Raw genomic sequence first — 19437 nt, 5'->3', positions numbered from 1 at the left:
TGACCTTAAAGTTCTAAACAACTTTAAGGGAACAGTTATTAATGAAGAAGGACGATTTTCAAAAACGAAAATCGCCCTTCTTTTCTTTATGCTTTCTCTCTGTTTTTTTCCTTATACGCTCTCTTTGTATTACTTTTTTCTCTCTTTATTTATTTCTTAATCTTCTCTTTATTCCTTTCTCTTCATTACTATAATACTTATTTATATAGAAGTTACATACGCTTAATTCCAAAATTCTTCGATAGCACTTGCGTCTTGTTGTCCTTGTTTGCGAGCTGCTTGTGCAACTTCTTTACGCATAGCACCATTCATCGTGTTGTAGTCATAGCGTGCTAAAATGTCCATGACCGTTTTATCTGGTTTTACTAAATGTACCTTTTGTCCGCGTTCTTTCATCTTATCTATCACATCTGCAAGTGCAAAAGGTGTTTTGACAGGCAAATCAGCAGCTAATACGATGACTTTATCCGCTTCGCTCACATCTGGATTTTCCATGGAATATGATCCGCCGTCATAATAATGCTTGCCGTCGATTTGAATTGTCGGATACGCACCTTGAAATGCGCCGCTGGCCGCAATAGCTTTAACTAATGAAACGTCTGATGATTGATCTAAGACACGGCGCTGATTGGTTTCAACTTCTGTCACCACGATTTTCAATCCTTTTGTCCAACCAGATACAGCGTTGCCGAGACTATTTCGAATCATATTCAGACGCTCTGTTTCAGGCAAATCTACTCTAGGATGCATCGCCATGTCGCTCATACCAGCAACCCATTCTTCTACTGTACGCGAATCACTGGCTAATGATTCAAACTTGCTGAAGATAATTTCTAAATCCTCATCCGTTAATGGATTGCTTTCCTCTCTTTCATACTGCAGCTGTTCGTCCCAAATTGTTTCCCAGTCTGCATCTGATGCAATAACTGTACCGACTTGTGCACCGGCTGAAGTGCCGACAAATTCATGTGCGGTACGTAAATCCACACCTTGATCAAACAAGCCTCTTAAATAACCGATTTCCCATGCCATGCCGAATTGTCCGCCGGCACCTAAAATAACAGCATTGGTTGTCATATGCTCATCACTCCTTTGTAGGATTTAATAGTCAGCTGCCCATCGCTATATACAAACCCGTCCAAACTATCGGATATACTTCGCCACTAATAAACCACTTGCTGTCGGGGTTGCGAGATGTACAAGTTTACAAATAACCTTGATGGGTCGCTTCATATATAACCTCATTCCAATTACGATTGATACACTTTACTCTACCCTGGAACATATACTTGTAAAAATGGGGTAAGCTTTGATTTTTTACAAACAAAATAAGAAGTCAGATACACTTATCCGGCTTCTTATCTTAATACATTCGCAAAAGATTGTTTCTTTTAGGATGCGCTATAATTTCATCTCATTGGAAATAGCTTAATTCCCCCAACTTCTTATCTGATTAAAATACTTTGCTGACGGCGTCGCATAGTGATTCGATTTCGCTTCTTTGTTCTGCATCGACCACTAAGATGACTGTTCTTTCATCATTTTTATTTCGTTTTTTACTTAAAAGTTTACGTTCTTTAAGTTTTTGAATCGCTTTAGAAATAAAGTATGGTTTCAAGTTGGACAGTTGTATAATCTCTTTAACATTAAATTCAGTGCGTTCTTTTTCGCTATTGTGAATGTAGTTTAAAATGAAGAGTTCTTCAAAAGAGATTTGATATTCGCTTTTGATAATGGCACTAACCTCTCTGACCTTTTGTGCTACTGTCACAAATTTTGATAAATCATTAATAACATTTTTGTTGTTCATACTCAATTCACTCCTTCATGATGTAGAGCTAAGATGTTTAGTGAATTATTCTGATATTTCCAAATGAGATGACTTTATACCATTAATTTTATTACATCTATCAATAATGCGCCATTTATTTTTGTTGACTAAAAAAATCAATTTAGTGAAAGGACTGTTAGTAAATTCACTCTTAAAGTGCGTAAAGTTGGAAAACGGGTTATTTTGGGAACTTGGATGTCCCATCATGTCAATTAGTCGCTAATGAGAATAGAAATAAGAAATGAAATTTCGGGAATACAAATAATTGATGACATATTTGTCAGACACAAGGAGGCAAATGAATTGAAACAAGATCATATCAGTGTAAAAGATGCAGCACAAAATAATTTAAAATCTATCTCTATCGATATCCCTAAACACTTGATAACTGTGTTTACAGGACGTTCAGGTTCTGGCAAATCTTCTCTTGTGTTTAATACACTTGCGGCAGAGTCTGAACACTTATTAAATGAAACTTACTCCAGTTACATACAGTTTCACTTGAATCAGCAGCCCCGACCAAAAGTCGGCAGTATTGACCACTTACCTGTCGCAATGACTATCAGTCAAAAGCGCTTTAACGGTAATTCTCGTTCTACAGTCGGTACGATTTCTGATATCTACGCTTCTGTACGATTGCTTTGGTCGCGGATCGGGACACCTTTTGTCGGCTATTCTGATGTCTTCTCATTTAACAGTCCTTCAGGTATGTGCAAAACTTGCGAAGGTTTAGGTTATATTGAAGATATCAACTTAGATGAATTGCTGGATTGGGATAAATCACTCAATGAAGGTGCAATTGACTTCCCTTCTTTCGGTCCGGATAAAGAACGCGGAAAAGCTTATCGCGACAGCGGACTCTTTGATAACGATAAGAAACTGAAAGATTATACGCAAAAAGAATTGGATTTGTTCTTATATCAAGAGCCTATGAAATTAAAAAATCCGCCGAAAGCTTGGCGCAAGTCCGCAAAATATGTCGGATTGATTCCTAGATTCAGCCGTATCTTTTTAGGAGATAAAGAGTTTGCGAAAAAGCGATATGCGAAACATTTAAAAAATGTCGTAACAACTAAAGTATGTCCGACTTGTCACGGACAGCGACTCAATCAAAAGGTATTAAGTTGTAAAATCAACGGTTATAACATTTCTGATTTTACCAAAATGACAATTAAAGAGAACCTTGAATTTTTAGATCAGCTCAATCAACCGACCGCAGAATTTATTATCGCACCGCTTCGAAAACAACTCGAAGCTTTAGATTTTATCGGCTTAAGCTATCTGACGCTTGATCGTGTGACTACTACATTATCCGGCGGTGAAGCGCAGCGCTTGAAATTAATCCGCCACTTAAACAGCCCACTGTCTGATTTAGTCTACATTATTGATGAACCAAGTGTCGGCTTGCATCCGGAAGACATTCAAAAAATCAATCAAATCTTGCAGTCGCTTAAAGCTAAAGGCAATACAGTATTAATAGTAGAACATGATCCGGATGTCATAAAAGAAGCTGACCACGTCATTGATATGGGTCCTGGCTCTGGTAAAAACGGCGGTGAGATTACATTTGAAGGTGATTATCAAGCATTACTGCAATCGGACACTGCGACAGGTGATGCTTTGCGCAAATCACATCAGTTCAAATCCAGTCCAAGAACGATTGAGGATTACTACCATTTAGGGCCAATTACGCGCAATAACCTTAAACAAGTGACAGCAGATATTCCAAAAAACGTGCTGACTGTCATGACAGGTGTTGCTGGTTCAGGAAAAAGCACTCTTGTAAAAGCAGGGTTTGAAGATGATGACAACACTGTGTTCGTCGATCAAAAAGCTGTACAAGGCTCAAGTCGTTCTAACTTATTGACGTACCTTGGTGTCTTTGATGATGTACGCAAATTCTTCAGCAAGCATACTGGATTAAGCAAAGCGATGTTCAGTTATAATTCCAAAGGCGCTTGTCCGAATTGCGGCGGTAAAGGCTATATCAAAACTGAACTTGCTTTTATGGCAGACTTCTCTCAAACATGTGAAGTGTGCCACGGCAAACGTTATAAACCAGAAGTATTAGACGCGACTGTTGATGGTTATAATATCGCAGACGTATTAGAATTGACTGTAGATGAAGGCATTGCTTTCTTTAAAGGACATAAAGCCATTGAAGATGCCTTGCGTTCCCTAAGCAAAACTGGTTTGAATTATATGGCTTTAGGTCAGCCGTTAGATACATTATCCGGCGGTGAAATACAACGTGTTAAATTAAGTCAGCATTTGATTGAACCGACTTCAGACAAAGTCTATATTTTCGATGAACCTACTACAGGTCTGCACGAAGAAGATATTCCGCTGTTATTGAATCGTTTTAATGAATTAATAGAAGAAGGCAATACAGTCATTTTAATCGAACATAACTTATCTATGATGTGCGAAGCAGATTGGATGATTGATGTCGGTCCAGGACCTGGATTAGACGGCGGTCAAGTCCTGTTTTGCGGCCGTCCTGAAGAGTTGCTTGAAACCGATACTTTAACAGCGAAGCATTTGAAACGCTGCATTTCTAAATAAATTGACATAAAAAAGCTCAACCCGCTTTGATTTAGAGGGTTGAGCCTTTTATTTCAGTTATTTAAATACTATTATTTTTTGCAGAATGAAATTGTGTCAGCAGAAGATAATGCTGCTAATTTCACTAAGTCTGTAGCGTGTTTAGCGCCTTCTTTACCGTGACCAGCTTCGTAGTGTTTATAGATAGCAACACCTAATACTCCTACTGCTAATAATGAAGCAACGTTTGTCATTTTTTTGTTTCCGAAGCTTAATAAGTAGATTAAACCACTTGCTGCTTCAAGTGCACCTGCTACAGTTACCCATTTAGAATGAAGACCAAATACATTTTCAAATGTATCTTTCATACCTGGGTCTCCTTTTAATTTAGGTTCTGAAGCCTGCAATAATTCCTTAGCAATTTTAATATTGTTTAAATAACGTAATAACATAATACAATCTCCTTTATTTATTATTAAAATATTCCTCTACAATTGGTTTTACCCTTTCTCCGTATAATCTAATTGCGTTCATTACACGGTCGTGAGGCATTGAACCTAGAGGGATGTGAAGCGTAAAGCGATCAATATCCAGTTCCTCTATCACAGCAATCATTTTTTTAGCAACTGTTTCAGGGCTGCCGACAAACATCGCACCTTCGTCGCTGATTTCACGTTGGAAATGTGCTTCGTCGTATTTCGGCCAGTTGCGTTCTTTCGCAATAATATCATGTGCTACTTTTGTAGAAACATAAAATTCTTTTTGGGCTTCTTCATCAGTATCTGCAATATAGCCCCATGAATTTGTCGCTACCGGCATTTGTTCTCTGCTGTAGCCTCTGTTTTCAGCAACTGCACGATAGATAGCAATGTTGCGTTTGAAGCGTCTTGGATTGCCTCCGATAATTGCGTACATAATCGGCAAACCGAATTCTGCAGCTCTCATTGAAGACTCTGGTGTGCCTCCTGTTGCCAGCCAAATTGGAATTTCCTTTTGCACTGCTCTAGGATATACACCTAAGTTGTCGATTGCTGGACGTAAACCGCCTTCCCATTTAACAATCTCATGTTGATTGATACGTTTCAATAGTTCAAGCTTTTCAACGAACAATTGATCATAATCATCTAAATTATAGCCGAATAGCGGGAAGGATTCTATGAAAGAGCCTCGGCCAGCCATGATTTCAGCACGTCCATTAGACAACGCATCCAATGTTGCGAAGCGTTCATATACACGTACAGGATCATCTGAAGATAAAACTGTCACGGCAGTACTTAATTTAATATGTTTTGTCAAAGGTGCGGCTGCGGCAAGTACAGATACTGGATCAGATACGGCATAATCTGAACGATGATGTTCGCCTAATCCGTAAAAATCAAGACCGACTTCATCCGCAAGTTGAATTTCTTCTACTATATCGCGTATACGTTGTGCGGCTGATATTTTTTCTTGAACGCCATTTTCTGTATGAATTTCAGTGTTGTCTGCAAAGGATGTCATTCCAATTTCTAATTTCACTTTAGTTCACCTCTCTAGGTATAATTTTTATACTTAAATAATACACCCCTTTCAGAATGAAGTCAATACTTTGTGCTCACACTCTCATATATAGGAAAATTTTTTCTCTCTTATATAAGAAGAAACACAATCTATTTCTTTAAAACTCCTTATAAATCAGATGTTCTGCGTTAGATTAAGTACAATTAAAAGAAGGGCAATTTACACTTAATTGCTACTTAAATTCGCTCAAGAAGTAAATACAAATCAACATATTTTCACTCTAAATTATGTTTTAAAGTTTTCTGTAATATTACAAACCTGTAATATTCATGTCATTTACATTAGATTAACATTGTTAAAAAAGCGATGACATCAAGATTTTGAGCATTTATCACTATTTTAATGCTTATTACATGCAAATACATAATTATTAGAACTAAATTACAAAACGATAACAACCCACACAAACTAGATTTTTTTTGGTAAAGTAAGTCTTGTCGTTAAGAGCACGAAACAAATAAACGAAATTTATGAAGAAATGTAAATCTAGTCACGAGATTTATTAATAAAATTAAAATTAGCTTATTATCTTTAGGAGGATATTTAATTATGAATAAAATCGCTACAACTACAATCGCTACAGCAGGCTTAGGAATCGCTGCTTTAACTTTATCTCACAACGATGCAGATGCAGCACAAAATAATGGATACAACCCTAACGATCCATATTCTTACAGCTACTCATACACAATCGACCAACAAGGTAACTACCACTACACTTGGCAAGGTAACTGGAACCAAGCAAACCAATTCAACAATGACTACTCAACATATGCACAATACAACAATAACAACACAGCTAACAATAACTACAGCAACTACACTAGCTACAATACACAAGCAACAGCTCCACGTACTGGCGGCTTAGGTGCTTCATACTCAACATCAGACAACAACGTTCAAGTAACTACAACAGCAGCACCAAAATCAAGCACAAGCACTATGTCAAACCGCACTTCATCAGGTGCTAACCTTTACACTTCAGGTCAATGTACTTACTACGTATTTGACAAAGTAGGCGGTAAAATCGGTTCAACATGGGGCAACGCTAACAACTGGGCAAACGCAGCAGCAGGTGCTGGTTACACAGTAAACAACAGCCCAGCAGCAGGCGCTATCTTACAAACTAGCCAAGGTGCATTCGGTCACGTTGCTTACGTTGAAAGTGTTAACAGTGACGGTTCAATCAACGTTTCAGAAATGAACTACGGTCAAGGTCCTGGCGTTGTAACTTCACGTACTATCTCAGCTGGACAAGCTGGCAGCTACAACTACATTCACTAATTTTTGAATGAATATGATACCAACTGATACGCTACAATCAGTTGGTATTTTTTTATGCTCTTCTTTATGCATTCAAGAAATCACAATCCAATAGAATAAGACATAAAAATATGCCGATAGTTCAGGTTTATACACCTAAGCTATCGGCATTCATTTATCTTATCTCTGAATTTTCGTTATAACCAATATGCGACCATGATCCAAAATGCGAAAGCTAAAATATAAAGTAATGGAAAGCTTTCTGAGACTGGACGTTTAAGTTGTCTGTAAAAGACATAACCGCCTAGTCCTATGGCCATACCTGCTGTAAGTACAATACGTACTACAAACATCTCGACTGTTGCATTAATTCCTAGTTGCGGTCCAGTCGTTGCGACTGCACCAAACGATAGGATTAAAATCATAATCGTATAAACAACTGTATCTTTTGTTTTGTTGCTTTGAGATAAGGTCCAAAAGATTAACAACCCGAATATTGAAGTCATCAATATTTCATGTGCTAAAAATTCCGACATAGAAGAATCAACTCTATATTGCAAAATCGCTACAAAATACAATATAAAGCTGATTACTACATAGATAATAGAAGGATATTTTACAGTTAAATTATCTAAATTGAAGTATCGATGAATTCCTAGACACAATAGTAATATCGCTACAAGTATTACTACATATAGCATGGAATCACCTCATTCATATAGTATTAATAACCGTTTTAGTACACAACTAAACATTATTAATATTAAATTTTCAAAAGCAATGATTGTAAATGCAATTAATCCTTCTTGCATAACTATAATTGTACTACTCTCATTAGTTAGTTATACCCGGATATCTTGCTTTCTAATGTTAAAATTGCTAGAAAATGTAAGAAATCCAAATAAAAAAGCTGCCCCACGCCATGTGAGACAGCTTAAAAAGCTTAACCGTGCTGTGTATAATGTGTTGCATTCGGTGATTTTTCTTTCTTGATACTCCATCCAGTAAAGCCATAGAACAATGCGAATACCACACATAAATAACAAGGCACTGTCCAAATGAAGTAAGAATAAACATCTACACCGAGTTGTTGTGTATAGTAAATACCTGAAGTACCCCAAGGTATTAATGGGATGATCATCGTACCTGCATCTTCCAATGTACGTGATAAATTAGTTCTGGATAATTTCATTTCATCATACATATCATACAGCAGCATACCTACTACGATAATAACTACTGATGCAACACCGGCAGCTAAGACCATGATCAAACCAGATACTACTGTCACTAAAATCAATGTACCTGGAGAAGTTACTTTGTCTTTAATCGTATTTAACATAACTGTTAAACAACCGGATTTTTCAACAATGCCCGCAAATGCATAACCGCAAAAGATTGTCACAATGACTTGCGTCATGCTCATCATACCGCCTTGTTCAAGCAATGTTGAGGCTTTATCATTCAAATGTACCTGTTGTACAATCATATCTGGTTTAAAGCCGTCGAATGCAGCTTTGAAACCATCCGCAAATTTAAACCCATGATTCAATGCGCCGACAAAAATCGCCGCAACACATGACACGAGCATGCCAGGTACTGTTGAAAAACGCATTAAAAGACAAACAATAATCACAATCGCTGGAATCCATACTGCAAAGTTTAAATGATACACATTTTCTAACTGACGCAATAAAGCATTGATTTGGCTTTTATCTGCGCCTGATTTATGATTCAGTCCCGCAAAGAACCATACAATCATCCCTATAATCGATGCAGGAATAGTCGTCCACATCATCGCTTTGATGTGTGAGAAAATGTTAACGTTTGTGACCATTGCGGCTAAGTTTGTTGTATCAGATAACGGAGACATTTTATCTCCGAATACTGCGCCTGCAATAATAGCACCTGCTGCCATGCCTGGATCAATATGTAACTGATGGGCAATCGCAATTAGTGCAATCCCGGCAGTTGAAGCTGATCCCCAAGCAGTTCCTGTCGCCATAGACGTAATGGCTGAAATCAAGAAAGCAGATACTAAGAAATAACTAGGATTCAATAACTTTAAACCATAATAAATCAGTGCAGGTACAGTGCCTGAATACATCCAAGTCCCAACCACAATTCCGACACATAGAATAATGTAAATTGTCGGCATGGCAGTACTTAACCGTTCTGTAATCCCCTCTTCTAAATCTTTCCAGCGCAATCCTACACGCCAAGCAATTACCGCAGCATAAGCAGCTGAAAGAATTAATAACGGCTGTACCGGAATTCCAAATACTACAAATCCTACAATTACCAAAATCATCATAACGATAATTGTAGAAATTGATTCAAGTAATGTCGGCATTCTTTTCATACATTATCCCCCTTGTTTAATTGTTAATCTAATCCAACTTTATCTCTGCCTAACTCATCAATCGTTAAACCTTCATCAAAGAAATCACGTTCTAAGATTGTTGAAGCAATCACAATAATCGCGTCAATATTAGGTGTTTCTACCCCTAGTTCACGACCTAAACTTGACCATAATACCAATCCGAAAGCAATATCTTCAGTTAAATAACGGTTTTTCACGTGATTCGGTCCTGGAATCTGAGAAAAGACAGGACTTTCGTTAAACAGACGGTTCAACGGCTCATCTTCGTGTTTTCTTTCTAAATAACCGCGTTGAATACGTGCTTCTTTAGCCGTCTGTAATTCAAACCCTAAACGTCTTCCTAAAGATAAACGTTCTAATTCAACCGCATGCAATAGACGTACGGTATGTTTTGTAATCCCTTCTTTATATAAAGAGAAGTCGCCAGAATAATCAATACGTCCCACATTTAAGAGTGTAGGGCCGGGATGTACTTCTGGGTTGCCGTTTTCTAAATTGGTTTTCCATAAGTTTTCTTCTTTGATAATTTGCGGATAAACTTTTTCTACTTTTTCAAAGTCATCGCTTAAGTATTCTTGGTAATAAGATGTGAAGTAGACTTTTCGTACATTTAATGATAAGTCGACAATACCTTCTTCAAAATCAACACGTGTACCATAAGTTAAAGTATTCGCTTCTGCGAAGTGCGGACGTACATCAATGTATTCATCTTCCAATACATTAATAAAACGTGCTGAACCCATAGCTGCGGCCATATTGAAGAAGATAATCTGCTCATCTTTCACAAACGGCGCCATAATACGTGCATAATATTCGATGAACGTTGAAGGGATAATCATTTGAATAATTTCTGCCCCTTCAATTACTTCTTCGATATCATCACTGACTTGCGTAAAGTTGACAAAGCTTTCTTCCCCTTCATTATTAAAATGAAAGCCGCCTTGCTCAATAGCTTTATCGAACTTTTCAATGGATGCGTTGCGGCAATACAACTTAACGTCGTGCCCTTGGCTTGTCATATCTACCGCTGCAGTAACAGCTCCGTTACCTGATCCTACAATAGCAATTTTCATAACTGTATACCTTCTTTCTCTGTTTTATCGTGATTATGAAAAACCGCACAAGCGCTTTATTGCAAAAAATAAAGTGAAGTACGGCTCTCGAAGTAAAAAAATATTGCCTTAACTATCTAACCGTCTTTAACAAAAATAAAACAGAAAACATAAGGAACTTGTGTCTGTCTGAACATGCACAACAACAGTTTTCTGCGACGGTTAAACGGTGTATTATAAGTATCGTAACATGATTAAGCAAATAATAAAATATAAATTTGTTTCCTGACTGTTTTCTTTAAAATACTCATATTTCTAGTGATGGATATACGCATTTTCCTCATACTGGTATAATAATGAATAGAGTATATTGCTAAATGAATTTTTTATACTTAATCTACCATATACTTAGGAGGCATACTTTGATGAAAGACGAAACAACAGAGCTGCACCATGACACTACAGAAAAGTATCAACAGTTTCCCACACCCGATGCACGTACATTCGCATGCTTGATTTATGTCCTCAGTTTCTTTACAACCGTTGTCGGACCGCTTATTATTTGGTTGTTAAAAGGTCAAGAATCTGAGTTTATTAATCAAACGGCTAAAAATTACTTCAATTATTTTATTTCTTATATAATATGGTCTTTTGTTTCTCTATTATTGATGTTCGTTTTGATAGGATTTGTGATTGCGCCGATTATCGCACTATTGAGTTTTATTTTCTCAATTATCGCAGCCGTGAAAGCATATAATGGAGAAGATTATGTCATTCCATTGACTATCCGCTTCATCAAATAATTTTAAACAGCACATTGTGCTGTTTTTTCTTTTGTTCAAATATCAATAAATTAAAAACATGTTGATTGTAAGGTTATGCCTAATTTGAGAGAATAGACAGTACTGATTAAAAAAGAGGGAGGAATCGACATGCGCTGGTTCAAAGTTATCTTGGCAGGTCTTGTTGAAATCATTTGGGTCAATTGTATTAAAAATGCGGATTCTGTCTTAAGCTGGGGCGTCACATTCATTATGATTGCTATTAGTTTTGCGCTCGTCATCAATGCCTGCAAATCCTTACCTGTCGGAACGGCTTATGCCATCTTCGTCGGTATCGGAACTGTCGGTACAATTATTATCGATATGGTCTTTTACGGAGATCCTTTCAGTTTTACCAAACTCTTCTTTATAGTATTACTGCTGATTGGTATTATCGGACTGAAACTCTCCACAGATGACACAGAAAGCGAGGGTTCACAATAATGGCTTGGGTTTTCTTATTTATCGCCGGTTGTTTCGAAATAGCAGGCGTTATCTTATTAAACGAATTAAATCGTACCGGTAAAAAGTTCTATATCGTCTTATTAGGTATTGCGTTTATCTTCAGCTTCAGTATCTTATCTCTTGCGATGAAATCTATACCGATGGGTACTGCTTATGCTATATGGACAGGTATCGGTACCGGCGGCGGTGCGATTATCAGTATGATTTTCTACAATGAATCTAAAAACTTCTGGCGCATTCTTTGTATCGGTTTGATTGTTGTCTCTTCTGTCGGATTAAAATTAATTTCATAATGCAAAAGTTAATCACAGTGTATTAATTGTTTATCGTCCTTCCTTCTAATATACTTAATATATAAGCAAAGAAAGGGAGTGTTTTGTATGGTTAAGGTCTATATTGCAGGACCCATCCCTCAAGTAGGGTTAGATATCCTAAAAGAAAACAATATTGAGGTAGATATGTATGACGGTCCCGGTGTCGTGGACCAAGAAACATTGAAAAACGGTGTAAAAGATGCAGATGCATTAATCAGTATCTTATCTACAAACGTAGACAAAGATGTGATTGAAGCAGGAGAAAATCTAAAAGTCATCGCAAACTACGGCGCTGGCTTCAACAACGTAGATATCGATTTTGCAAAATCAAAAGGTATCTATGTAACAAATACACCAGAAGTTTCAACACGTTCTACTGCAGAACTTACTTTCGCATTAGTCCTTGCAGTAGCACGCCGCATTCCTGAAGGCGATCAACTTTCACGTACAAAAGGCTTTGACGGTTGGGCACCTCTATTCTTCAGAGGCAGAGAAGTTTCAGGCAAAACAATCGGTATCGTAGGTTTAGGTGCAATCGGTTCAGCAGTCGCAAAACGTGCCAAAGCTTTCGATATGGATGTTCTTTACACTGGTCCTCACCGCAAAGAAGATAAAGAACGTGAATTAGGTGTGAAATATGCTGACTTTGATACACTCTTAGAAAACTCTGACTTTGTAACAATCAACGCAGCATATAACGATAACTTGCATCATATGTTCGACACAGAACAATTCAAACAAATGAAACCGACTGCTTATTTAGTCAATGCTTCACGCGGACCTATCGTTAACGAACAGGCACTTGCTGATGCATTGAAAGATAAAGTTATTGAAGGTGCAGCATTAGACGTTTACGAATTCGAACCAAAAATCACAGAAGACTTGAAATCACTAGATAATGTGGTTATCACACCGCATATCGGCAACGCAACTTTCGAAGCACGTGACGGCATGGCAAAAATTGTTGCGAATAACACAGTTGACGTCTTAAAAGAAAACAAAGCACCTAAATTCGTCGTTAATGATGTAGAATAAACCATCATTACAATAATAATTCGATGCATTATCGATAAATGTTAAAAGAGGTTGAGGCCAAACGGCCCCAACCTCTTTTGCTTGTCTGATATCTGTCTTTCTGTTTTCTGTTATAGTTTACCCTCAACTCTATTGAGATTGTTTTATTATTCAGCTTTAGTTTTGTATAAGAATTTTGCTTGGTTAGAAATAAGCTTAGACGGGATACGTTTTAAGACAAAATTGCGCAAACCGATTATCAAGCCGTTTTGGTACTGTGCTTTTTTACCGATACTGCGTGAACGCTTAATGACTTTTCCAGTATGTTTGACACGCAATGCATCATAACGCGACAAAGCTTCTCTGAAGTCGTATTTGCTTAAACAGTTCGTTAATACAATTGCATCTTCCATAGCTTGTCCTGCACCTTGACCCATATTCGGTGTTGTCGCATGTGCAGCATCGCCTAAAAGCAATGTACGGCCGTACACAAATGACTGCATCGGTGTTAAGTCATAAATATCATGACGGATAATACCTGTTTCGTTTTGCTGATCTAAGATGCGGCGTACTTCATTCGGATAATGATTATAATAAGCTTGGATATAAGGCTTAGTGAAATCTTTGAATTTAGGATCGCCTTGTTTCGCATTCACTGCGATGAACCAATAGGCTTTATTGTTCAATAATGGGACAATGCCTACTCTTCCTTTAGCACCCCAATATTCTTTTGCGGTGTGTTGCTGTGTCAGGCTGATATCTTCTACTAATCCTCTGAAGCATGTGTAACCTTGATAATTCACTTTTGCTTTCGGATTCACTTGCTGGCGAATTATAGAATGCAGACCATCTGCCGCAATACATAAATCAAAATGATGTGCTTCGCCCTGCTCAGTCGTCAATGTAACTTTCGAACTGTTTTGTACTAAGTTGATAATTTTAGTGCCTGTATGAATCACAGAATCCGGTACATAAGAAGCGATAATCTCAATTAACGTTTGTCTCGCCAAAGTTAAATTGACTGTACCTTTTTTCATCACAGCTTTATTCAATGTATGTCCTTTATCATCTAAGATTTCCATCTCTTTGATAACTTGTCCTGCATTTTTAATCCCTTTTGCCATATCATGATTGCCTAATTTTTCTAAAACATTGCCGCCGATACCGATTCCGGCACCCACTTCTTTAATTTCCTCTTGTTGTTCGAATACATGAACTTCATGATCTTGTTCATGCAACAAGGCAGCTGCGGTTAATCCGCCAATGCCGCCGCCGACAATAGCTATTTTCATCTCAAAATCCACCTCTTTTTAACACTTCTTATTTATCATATCATATTCCCTGTTTACTATGCTTTTACGTTACAAAAAAGAGGGCTGCTGCCCTCTTGTTGTTATTTATAGAAATTTTTGCGTACATCATCTTTTTTGATGCCGTATTTTTGATAATAATGCTCCATCATCCCTGCAATATTTTGGTCCCATCCGATATCGCTGGCGTATTGATGCTGACCAGGATGTGCAGGATTCCAGCGCATTTGATATAAAGAAATTTGATAGCGGTCGAAGAATTCTTTACGTACAAAACGTGCACCGCCCATAATAGCATTTTCAGGTGAAGTCCACTTTTGTTTTTTCGCATAGCTGTGTCCATGCTTCATCGCATCTTCATCAAAAGCACCGATACCGTAAAAATTATAATACGTCTTGCCTTTATAGTCGATACCTTTTGCAAGTTCTGAACGGCCATGTCCGGTTTCTATCAAAGCATGACTCACAAGGTAAATTACATTCACATCATATTTTTCTTGTGCTTTTAAAAAGGCATCGCCTTTATTTTCAAGTACACCTTTGCCTTTTAACATTTGATTGACTTCTGCTTCATCCATCGGCACCTCTTCAGAGATATCCATATAACTGATATTTTGGTGCTGATTTTTGATCTTCATGGCTTGTGCAACATCTTCATCAGATGCATTCACAAAACGTCCTTTGTCTTCTTTAGTATTCAATACACCTTTTTGTGTTTGAAGTTGTGCCGCTTCATCAAACGTATAATTGCGGTCTTTATGGAATAAGCCGGTTTCATTAATAATTAATAAAATAATAAATATGACTAAGATCAAACCGACGAATAGCTTGAAAATACGGTTTCGAACTGCTCGATTCATATAGTGTACTCCTCATGTATTATTTCTATTTCAACATAAAGTATGCCACGATAATGACAATCATTACGATTATGAAAGAAAGATTTATAATTAACTTCATTCCTGTTCTGTCGCGGAATAAAACATTAAACATCATTAAACTTATCGTTAAGCCTATAACGAACATCGTAATCGCAAGTACTACTTTCATCATAATCAAAAAGATGAAACCAAGTACCACAAACACATTCGATATAATGGCCAACCCTTTAAGTATTTTAGGGTTAATCATCAAAAACACCTGCTTTCTATTTCAATACGCATCAATGCTATTAAAGTTTATCACAAATCAGCACCCTTTAGGTGAAAGGATTCTATTATGTAAAAAAAGAGCTGTTCTTATTTAGAACAGCCCTTATAAAGCAATCTCTCAACTTAACGAGACATTCCTTTTAAAATATTTAAGAAGTAAGTAATACTTCTGTTTGCTTCATCATCTTTCAATAAACCGACTAAGCTGCCGATTGACGTACGTTGGTTCGGACTTGCTTGATTCGCATTTTTAAGTCCTTTATTTAATTTCTCCAACATTTCTTCTGTGCCTGCAACGTCAACTTTGCCAAGCATAAATACAAGCGGTGCTAAGTTGTTTAAAAGACCTGTATAGTGCTCTTTATTCAATTCATTTGTGATTTTCTTAGTGATGACACCGCGTTTTTCGACTGCGCCAATACCAGCGTCTAAGATTTTTGCGTCATCTAAGACTTTAACTAAACGAATTGCTTTTAAAATAACATCTTTATTTTCCGCAATTGCATCCGTCACTTCATTGATGTCTTTTGCTTTTTGCTCTTCGTGCGAAACTTCCATACGTCTAATTTTTCTAATATTTTCAGCCATCGTGTCTCACCTGATTTCCTGGGAACACGTAGTCTGGACGTTCCCATTTTTTCTGAACTTGAACACTATATTGCGGGTTGCGTTTTGTATCTACACGGAAGTTAGCAGGGTTCAATGGTGATTTGCCTCTTCTTGTTATAACTTCCATACGTGCAGATGTACGTTTGTAAGATGGTGTATCTGTGTCTTTATCCACATCACTGTTTGTTAACATGTTCACTGCACCTGCAGTACCATCTTCATCCGCATTGTTATTCATAGGAATGTAAATTTCTTTGCCTTTTACGCGATCTGTAACGTGAACGACTAATTGAATTTCTCCTGTAGAAGAAATCAATTTGACTTCAGCACCTTCATGAATACCGCGGTCTTTTGCTAATTCAGGTGAAATTTCTACATAGACGTTCGGCACTTTGTATTTAATACCAGGCACTTGATAAGTCATGTTGCCTTCGTGGAAGTGCTCTAAGATACGTCCGTTGTTCACATGGATATCGTACTCTTCATCTTGTTTGAAGAAGTTATCGAATGTTAATGGATAGAACTTCGCACGTTTGTTAGGGAAGTTGAATCCGTTCAAGTACAATGTCGGTTCGTCTGTACCGTCTTCATGTACTGGCCATTGTAATGACTTATAGCCTTCTAAACGTTCATAGTTTACACCTGCGAATAATGGTGTCAAGCTTGCCATTTCATCCATGATTTCGCTTGGATGTGTATAGTTCCAATCTAAGCCGACTTTGTTTGCGATCAATTGAATGATTTCCCAGTCAGGTTTAGAATCGCCAAGCGGTTCAATTGCTTTGTATAAGCGTTGGATACGACGTTCTGTATTAGCGAAAGTACCATCTTTTTCAAGTGATGGCGCTGCCGGCAATACTACGTTCGCAAAGCGTGCAGTTTGTGTTAAGAAAGCATCTTGAACGACTAAGAAGCCGACTTTTTCAAGTGCTGCTTGTACGTAGTTGATGTTTGAATCTACGATACCAGTATCTTCACCGTAGATATACATTGCGTCGATTTCACCTTTATGAATTCCGTCCATCATTTGATGGTTGTCGCGTCCGACATGTGCTGGAATTTCAACGCCCCATGCTTTTTCGAATTTCGCACGGATTTCATCATCTGTCACATCTTGGTAGCCAGGGAATTTATCCGGCATACTGCCTGCGTCACTGCAGCCTTGTACGTTGTTGTGTCCGCGTAACGGATACGCACCTGTACCTGGTCTTCTGTAGTTGCCTGTCGCAAGCAATAAGTTTGAAATTGCAGTACTTGTATCACTACCGATGTCTTGTTGTGTAACACCCATAGCCCATGCAATACTTACACTTTCAGAATCTACCATTTCATGTGCGAAATGAATCAAGTCTTCTTTAGGAATACCTGTTGCTTCTTCCGCAAATTCCATTGTGAATGGTGCTAATGATTTGTAGTATTCATCGAAATTGTCTACCCATTCATCGATGAATGCTTGATCTTGAAGGTCATTATCGATGATGTATTTTGTGACAGCTGCCATCCAAACTAAGTCAGTACCTGGTTTAGGTTGATAGAATTTGTCGGCACGTTCTGCCATTTCATGCTTACGAATGTCGAAGACATGTAATTTGTTGCCGTAAAGTTTGTGTCCGCGTTTGATTTTAGATGCGATAACAGGGTGTGCTTCAGCTGTATTTGTACCTACTAAAACAACCATTTTCGCAATCATTAAATCATCCGCTGAACCTGAGTCGCCGCCGTGGCCTACTGTACGGAATAAACCTTTTGTCGCAGGTGCTTGGCAATAACGTGAACAGTTGTCGACGTTGTTTGTACCAAGTTGTCTTGATAATTTCTGCATTAGGTAAGATTCTTCAATAGTACCTTTAGATGAAGCAATGAATGATAATGCATCAGCGCCTTGTTCTTCTTTGATACGCAAGAAGTTTTCACTGATTACATTCAATGCTTCTTCCCATTCAACTTCTACGAACTCATCGCCTTTACGTACTAATGGTTTTGTCAAACGTTCTTCTGAGTTGACGTAATCCCAACCGAATTTACCTTTCACACAGCTTGAAATGCGGTTTGCTGGTGAATCGTGCTGCGGTTGAACTTTAAGGATTTCACGGTCTTTTGTCCAAACGTCGAATGAGCATCCCACACCACAGTATGTACATACTGTTTTCGTTTTCTCGATACGTTCTTCGCGCATTGCTGCTTCTGAGTCAGAAATAGCAAATAGCGGACCGTAACCTGGTTCTGCTTTTTTAGTCAAGTCAATCATGTCTGCTAAAGTACCTGGTTCAGTATCTGACATATAACCAGCTTCACCCACCATGTGGTTTTCCATCATTGCGTTACATGGACATACTGTCGCACATTGTCCGCAAGATACACATGATGATTCGTTGATAGATACGTCGTTATCCCAGATAACACGTGGTTGTTCACGTTCCCAGTCGATAGATAGCGTTTCGTTGACTTGTACATCTTGACAAACTTCTACGCAACGGCCGCATAGAATACATTGACTTGGGTCATAACGGTAGAAAGGACCGAAGTCTTTCTCATAACCTTTGTCTTTATATTCATATGATTGTTCCTGAACACCGAATTCATCCATAGTATTATGGATTTCGCAGTCACCGTTGTTGTAGTCGCACACTGTACAATAAAGTACGTGTTTTTCTAAAATGCGATCTAAAGCTTCCTTTTGAGATGCTTTCACATCGCTGTTTGTCGTATTAACGACCATTGGTCGATCAATTGTTGTTCCGCATGCGCGCTCGATTTTACCATCGATTTCTACCGCACATGTGTCACAAGTTTCAATCGGCCCTAACGATTCGTTATAACAGATTGACGGCACAAATGTATCTCTAGATTTGATGAACTGGAGAAGATTCGTACCTGGTTCCACAAGATAGTCTTTCCCGTCTAATGTAAGGACAAGATGGTCTTGCATATAATCACCCCTATATTCTGAGGTCTAGCAAATGTGTTTAAGCTGATGACATACCGACTAATGCATACCTGGCCAATTGATGAGGGTTGGCGGTCATGCAAGGGTCGCACGCACTCACGATGTCACGCTGCTATGTTCTCTGTTATACGAAAGTATGTAGAAAACATAATAGTCTTTGAAATTAAGCAATC

At 38.0% G+C, this 19437-nt stretch carries 18 protein-coding genes; 6 read left to right on the top strand and 12 right to left on the bottom strand.

Features of this window, described 5'->3' with window-relative positions:
- Positions 1-222: 222 nt before the first annotated feature.
- Both DVJ99_RS01065 and DVJ99_RS01060 read right to left on the bottom strand, forming a co-directional pair.
- Complete coding sequence (locus DVJ99_RS01065; protein WP_114602818.1) at positions 223-1077, bottom strand: patatin-like phospholipase family protein; 855 nt, start codon at positions 1075-1077, stop codon at positions 223-225.
- Positions 1078-1453: 376 nt separating this feature from the next.
- Positions 1454-1810, bottom strand: a complete 357-nt coding sequence (locus tag DVJ99_RS01060; protein ID WP_105993261.1) for a transcriptional regulator, SarA/Rot family — start codon at positions 1808-1810, stop codon at positions 1454-1456.
- A 576-nt stretch (positions 1811-2386) separates the two neighbouring features.
- Here DVJ99_RS01060 and DVJ99_RS01055 point away from each other — a divergent pair.
- On the top strand, positions 2387-4396 hold the full coding sequence (locus DVJ99_RS01055; RefSeq protein ID WP_114602888.1) for an ATP-binding cassette domain-containing protein: 2010 nt from the start codon (positions 2387-2389) through the stop codon (positions 4394-4396).
- Positions 4397-4467: 71 nt separating this feature from the next.
- Here DVJ99_RS01055 and DVJ99_RS01050 read toward each other — a convergent pair whose 3' ends face one another.
- Positions 4468-4827 (bottom strand): DoxX family protein, encoded by a 360-nt coding sequence (locus DVJ99_RS01050; RefSeq protein WP_114602817.1) that lies wholly within the window; start codon positions 4825-4827, stop codon positions 4468-4470.
- A gap of 13 nt (positions 4828-4840) precedes the next feature.
- Entirely contained in the window at positions 4841-5893 is a 1053-nt protein-coding gene (locus DVJ99_RS01045) for an LLM class flavin-dependent oxidoreductase (RefSeq protein ID WP_114602816.1), read from the bottom strand.
- Positions 5894-6484: 591 nt separating this feature from the next.
- Here DVJ99_RS01045 and DVJ99_RS01040 point away from each other — a divergent pair.
- Positions 6485-7219 carry a CHAP domain-containing protein gene (locus DVJ99_RS01040; protein WP_114602815.1) on the top strand — a complete coding sequence of 245 codons (735 nt, stop codon included), beginning with the start codon at positions 6485-6487 and terminating at the stop codon, positions 7217-7219.
- A 176-nt stretch (positions 7220-7395) separates the two neighbouring features.
- Here the strand turns inward: DVJ99_RS01040 and DVJ99_RS01035 are convergent, their stop codons facing one another.
- The 3 genes from DVJ99_RS01035 to DVJ99_RS01025 form a co-directional block, all read right to left on the bottom strand.
- Complete coding sequence (locus tag DVJ99_RS01035; RefSeq protein ID WP_234019049.1) at positions 7396-7734, bottom strand: hypothetical protein; 339 nt, start codon at positions 7732-7734, stop codon at positions 7396-7398.
- A gap of 407 nt (positions 7735-8141) precedes the next feature.
- A complete protein-coding gene (gene nhaC / locus DVJ99_RS01030; protein ID WP_114602814.1) occupies positions 8142-9560 on the bottom strand; it encodes a Na+/H+ antiporter NhaC in 1419 nt (472 codons plus the stop codon).
- 23 nt (positions 9561-9583) lie between these two features.
- A complete protein-coding gene (locus tag DVJ99_RS01025; RefSeq protein ID WP_105993255.1) occupies positions 9584-10654 on the bottom strand; it encodes an NAD/NADP-dependent octopine/nopaline dehydrogenase family protein in 1071 nt (356 codons plus the stop codon).
- Between the two features lie 404 nt (positions 10655-11058).
- Between DVJ99_RS01025 and DVJ99_RS01020 the strand changes: the two genes are divergently transcribed.
- From DVJ99_RS01020 to DVJ99_RS01005, 4 genes are all read left to right on the top strand, one after another.
- On the top strand, positions 11059-11436 hold the full coding sequence (locus DVJ99_RS01020) for a DUF4870 domain-containing protein (protein ID WP_114602813.1): 378 nt from the start codon (positions 11059-11061) through the stop codon (positions 11434-11436).
- Positions 11437-11565: 129 nt separating this feature from the next.
- Positions 11566-11898: a DMT family transporter gene (locus DVJ99_RS01015; protein ID WP_114602812.1), complete on the top strand. Its 333-nt coding sequence runs from the start codon at positions 11566-11568 to the stop codon at positions 11896-11898.
- Entirely contained in the window at positions 11898-12212 is a 315-nt protein-coding gene (locus DVJ99_RS01010; RefSeq protein ID WP_105993252.1) for a DMT family transporter, read from the top strand. Before DVJ99_RS01015 ends, DVJ99_RS01010 begins: the two co-directional genes overlap by 1 nt.
- Before the next feature lie 87 nt (positions 12213-12299).
- Positions 12300-13268 (top strand): 2-hydroxyacid dehydrogenase family protein, encoded by a 969-nt coding sequence (locus DVJ99_RS01005; protein WP_105993251.1) that lies wholly within the window; start codon positions 12300-12302, stop codon positions 13266-13268.
- Between the two features lie 146 nt (positions 13269-13414).
- Here the strand turns inward: DVJ99_RS01005 and DVJ99_RS01000 are convergent, their stop codons facing one another.
- The 5 genes from DVJ99_RS01000 to fdhF form a co-directional block, all read right to left on the bottom strand.
- Positions 13415-14539 (bottom strand): FAD-dependent monooxygenase, encoded by a 1125-nt coding sequence (locus tag DVJ99_RS01000; protein WP_114602811.1) that lies wholly within the window; start codon positions 14537-14539, stop codon positions 13415-13417.
- A gap of 101 nt (positions 14540-14640) precedes the next feature.
- Positions 14641-15417: an N-acetylglucosaminidase gene (locus DVJ99_RS00995; RefSeq protein WP_114602810.1), complete on the bottom strand. Its 777-nt coding sequence runs from the start codon at positions 15415-15417 to the stop codon at positions 14641-14643.
- Between the two features lie 25 nt (positions 15418-15442).
- A complete protein-coding gene (locus DVJ99_RS00990; protein ID WP_114602809.1) occupies positions 15443-15688 on the bottom strand; it encodes a hypothetical protein in 246 nt (81 codons plus the stop codon).
- Between the two features lie 143 nt (positions 15689-15831).
- Complete coding sequence (locus tag DVJ99_RS00985; RefSeq protein WP_105993247.1) at positions 15832-16296, bottom strand: helical membrane plugin domain-containing protein; 465 nt, start codon at positions 16294-16296, stop codon at positions 15832-15834.
- A complete protein-coding gene (gene fdhF / locus DVJ99_RS00980) occupies positions 16289-19246 on the bottom strand; it encodes a formate dehydrogenase subunit alpha (RefSeq protein ID WP_114602808.1) in 2958 nt (985 codons plus the stop codon). The genes DVJ99_RS00985 and fdhF overlap by 8 nt, the downstream gene beginning before the upstream one ends.
- Positions 19247-19437 lie beyond the last annotated feature (191 nt).

It is taken from the genome of Staphylococcus sp. EZ-P03 (assembly GCF_003344575.1).
In the GTDB taxonomy this organism is placed as follows: Bacteria; Bacillota; Bacilli; order Staphylococcales; family Staphylococcaceae; genus Staphylococcus; species Staphylococcus simulans_B.
The sequence above is the reverse complement of the archived record's forward strand: the minus strand, read 5'-3'. Positions and strand labels throughout refer to the sequence as shown.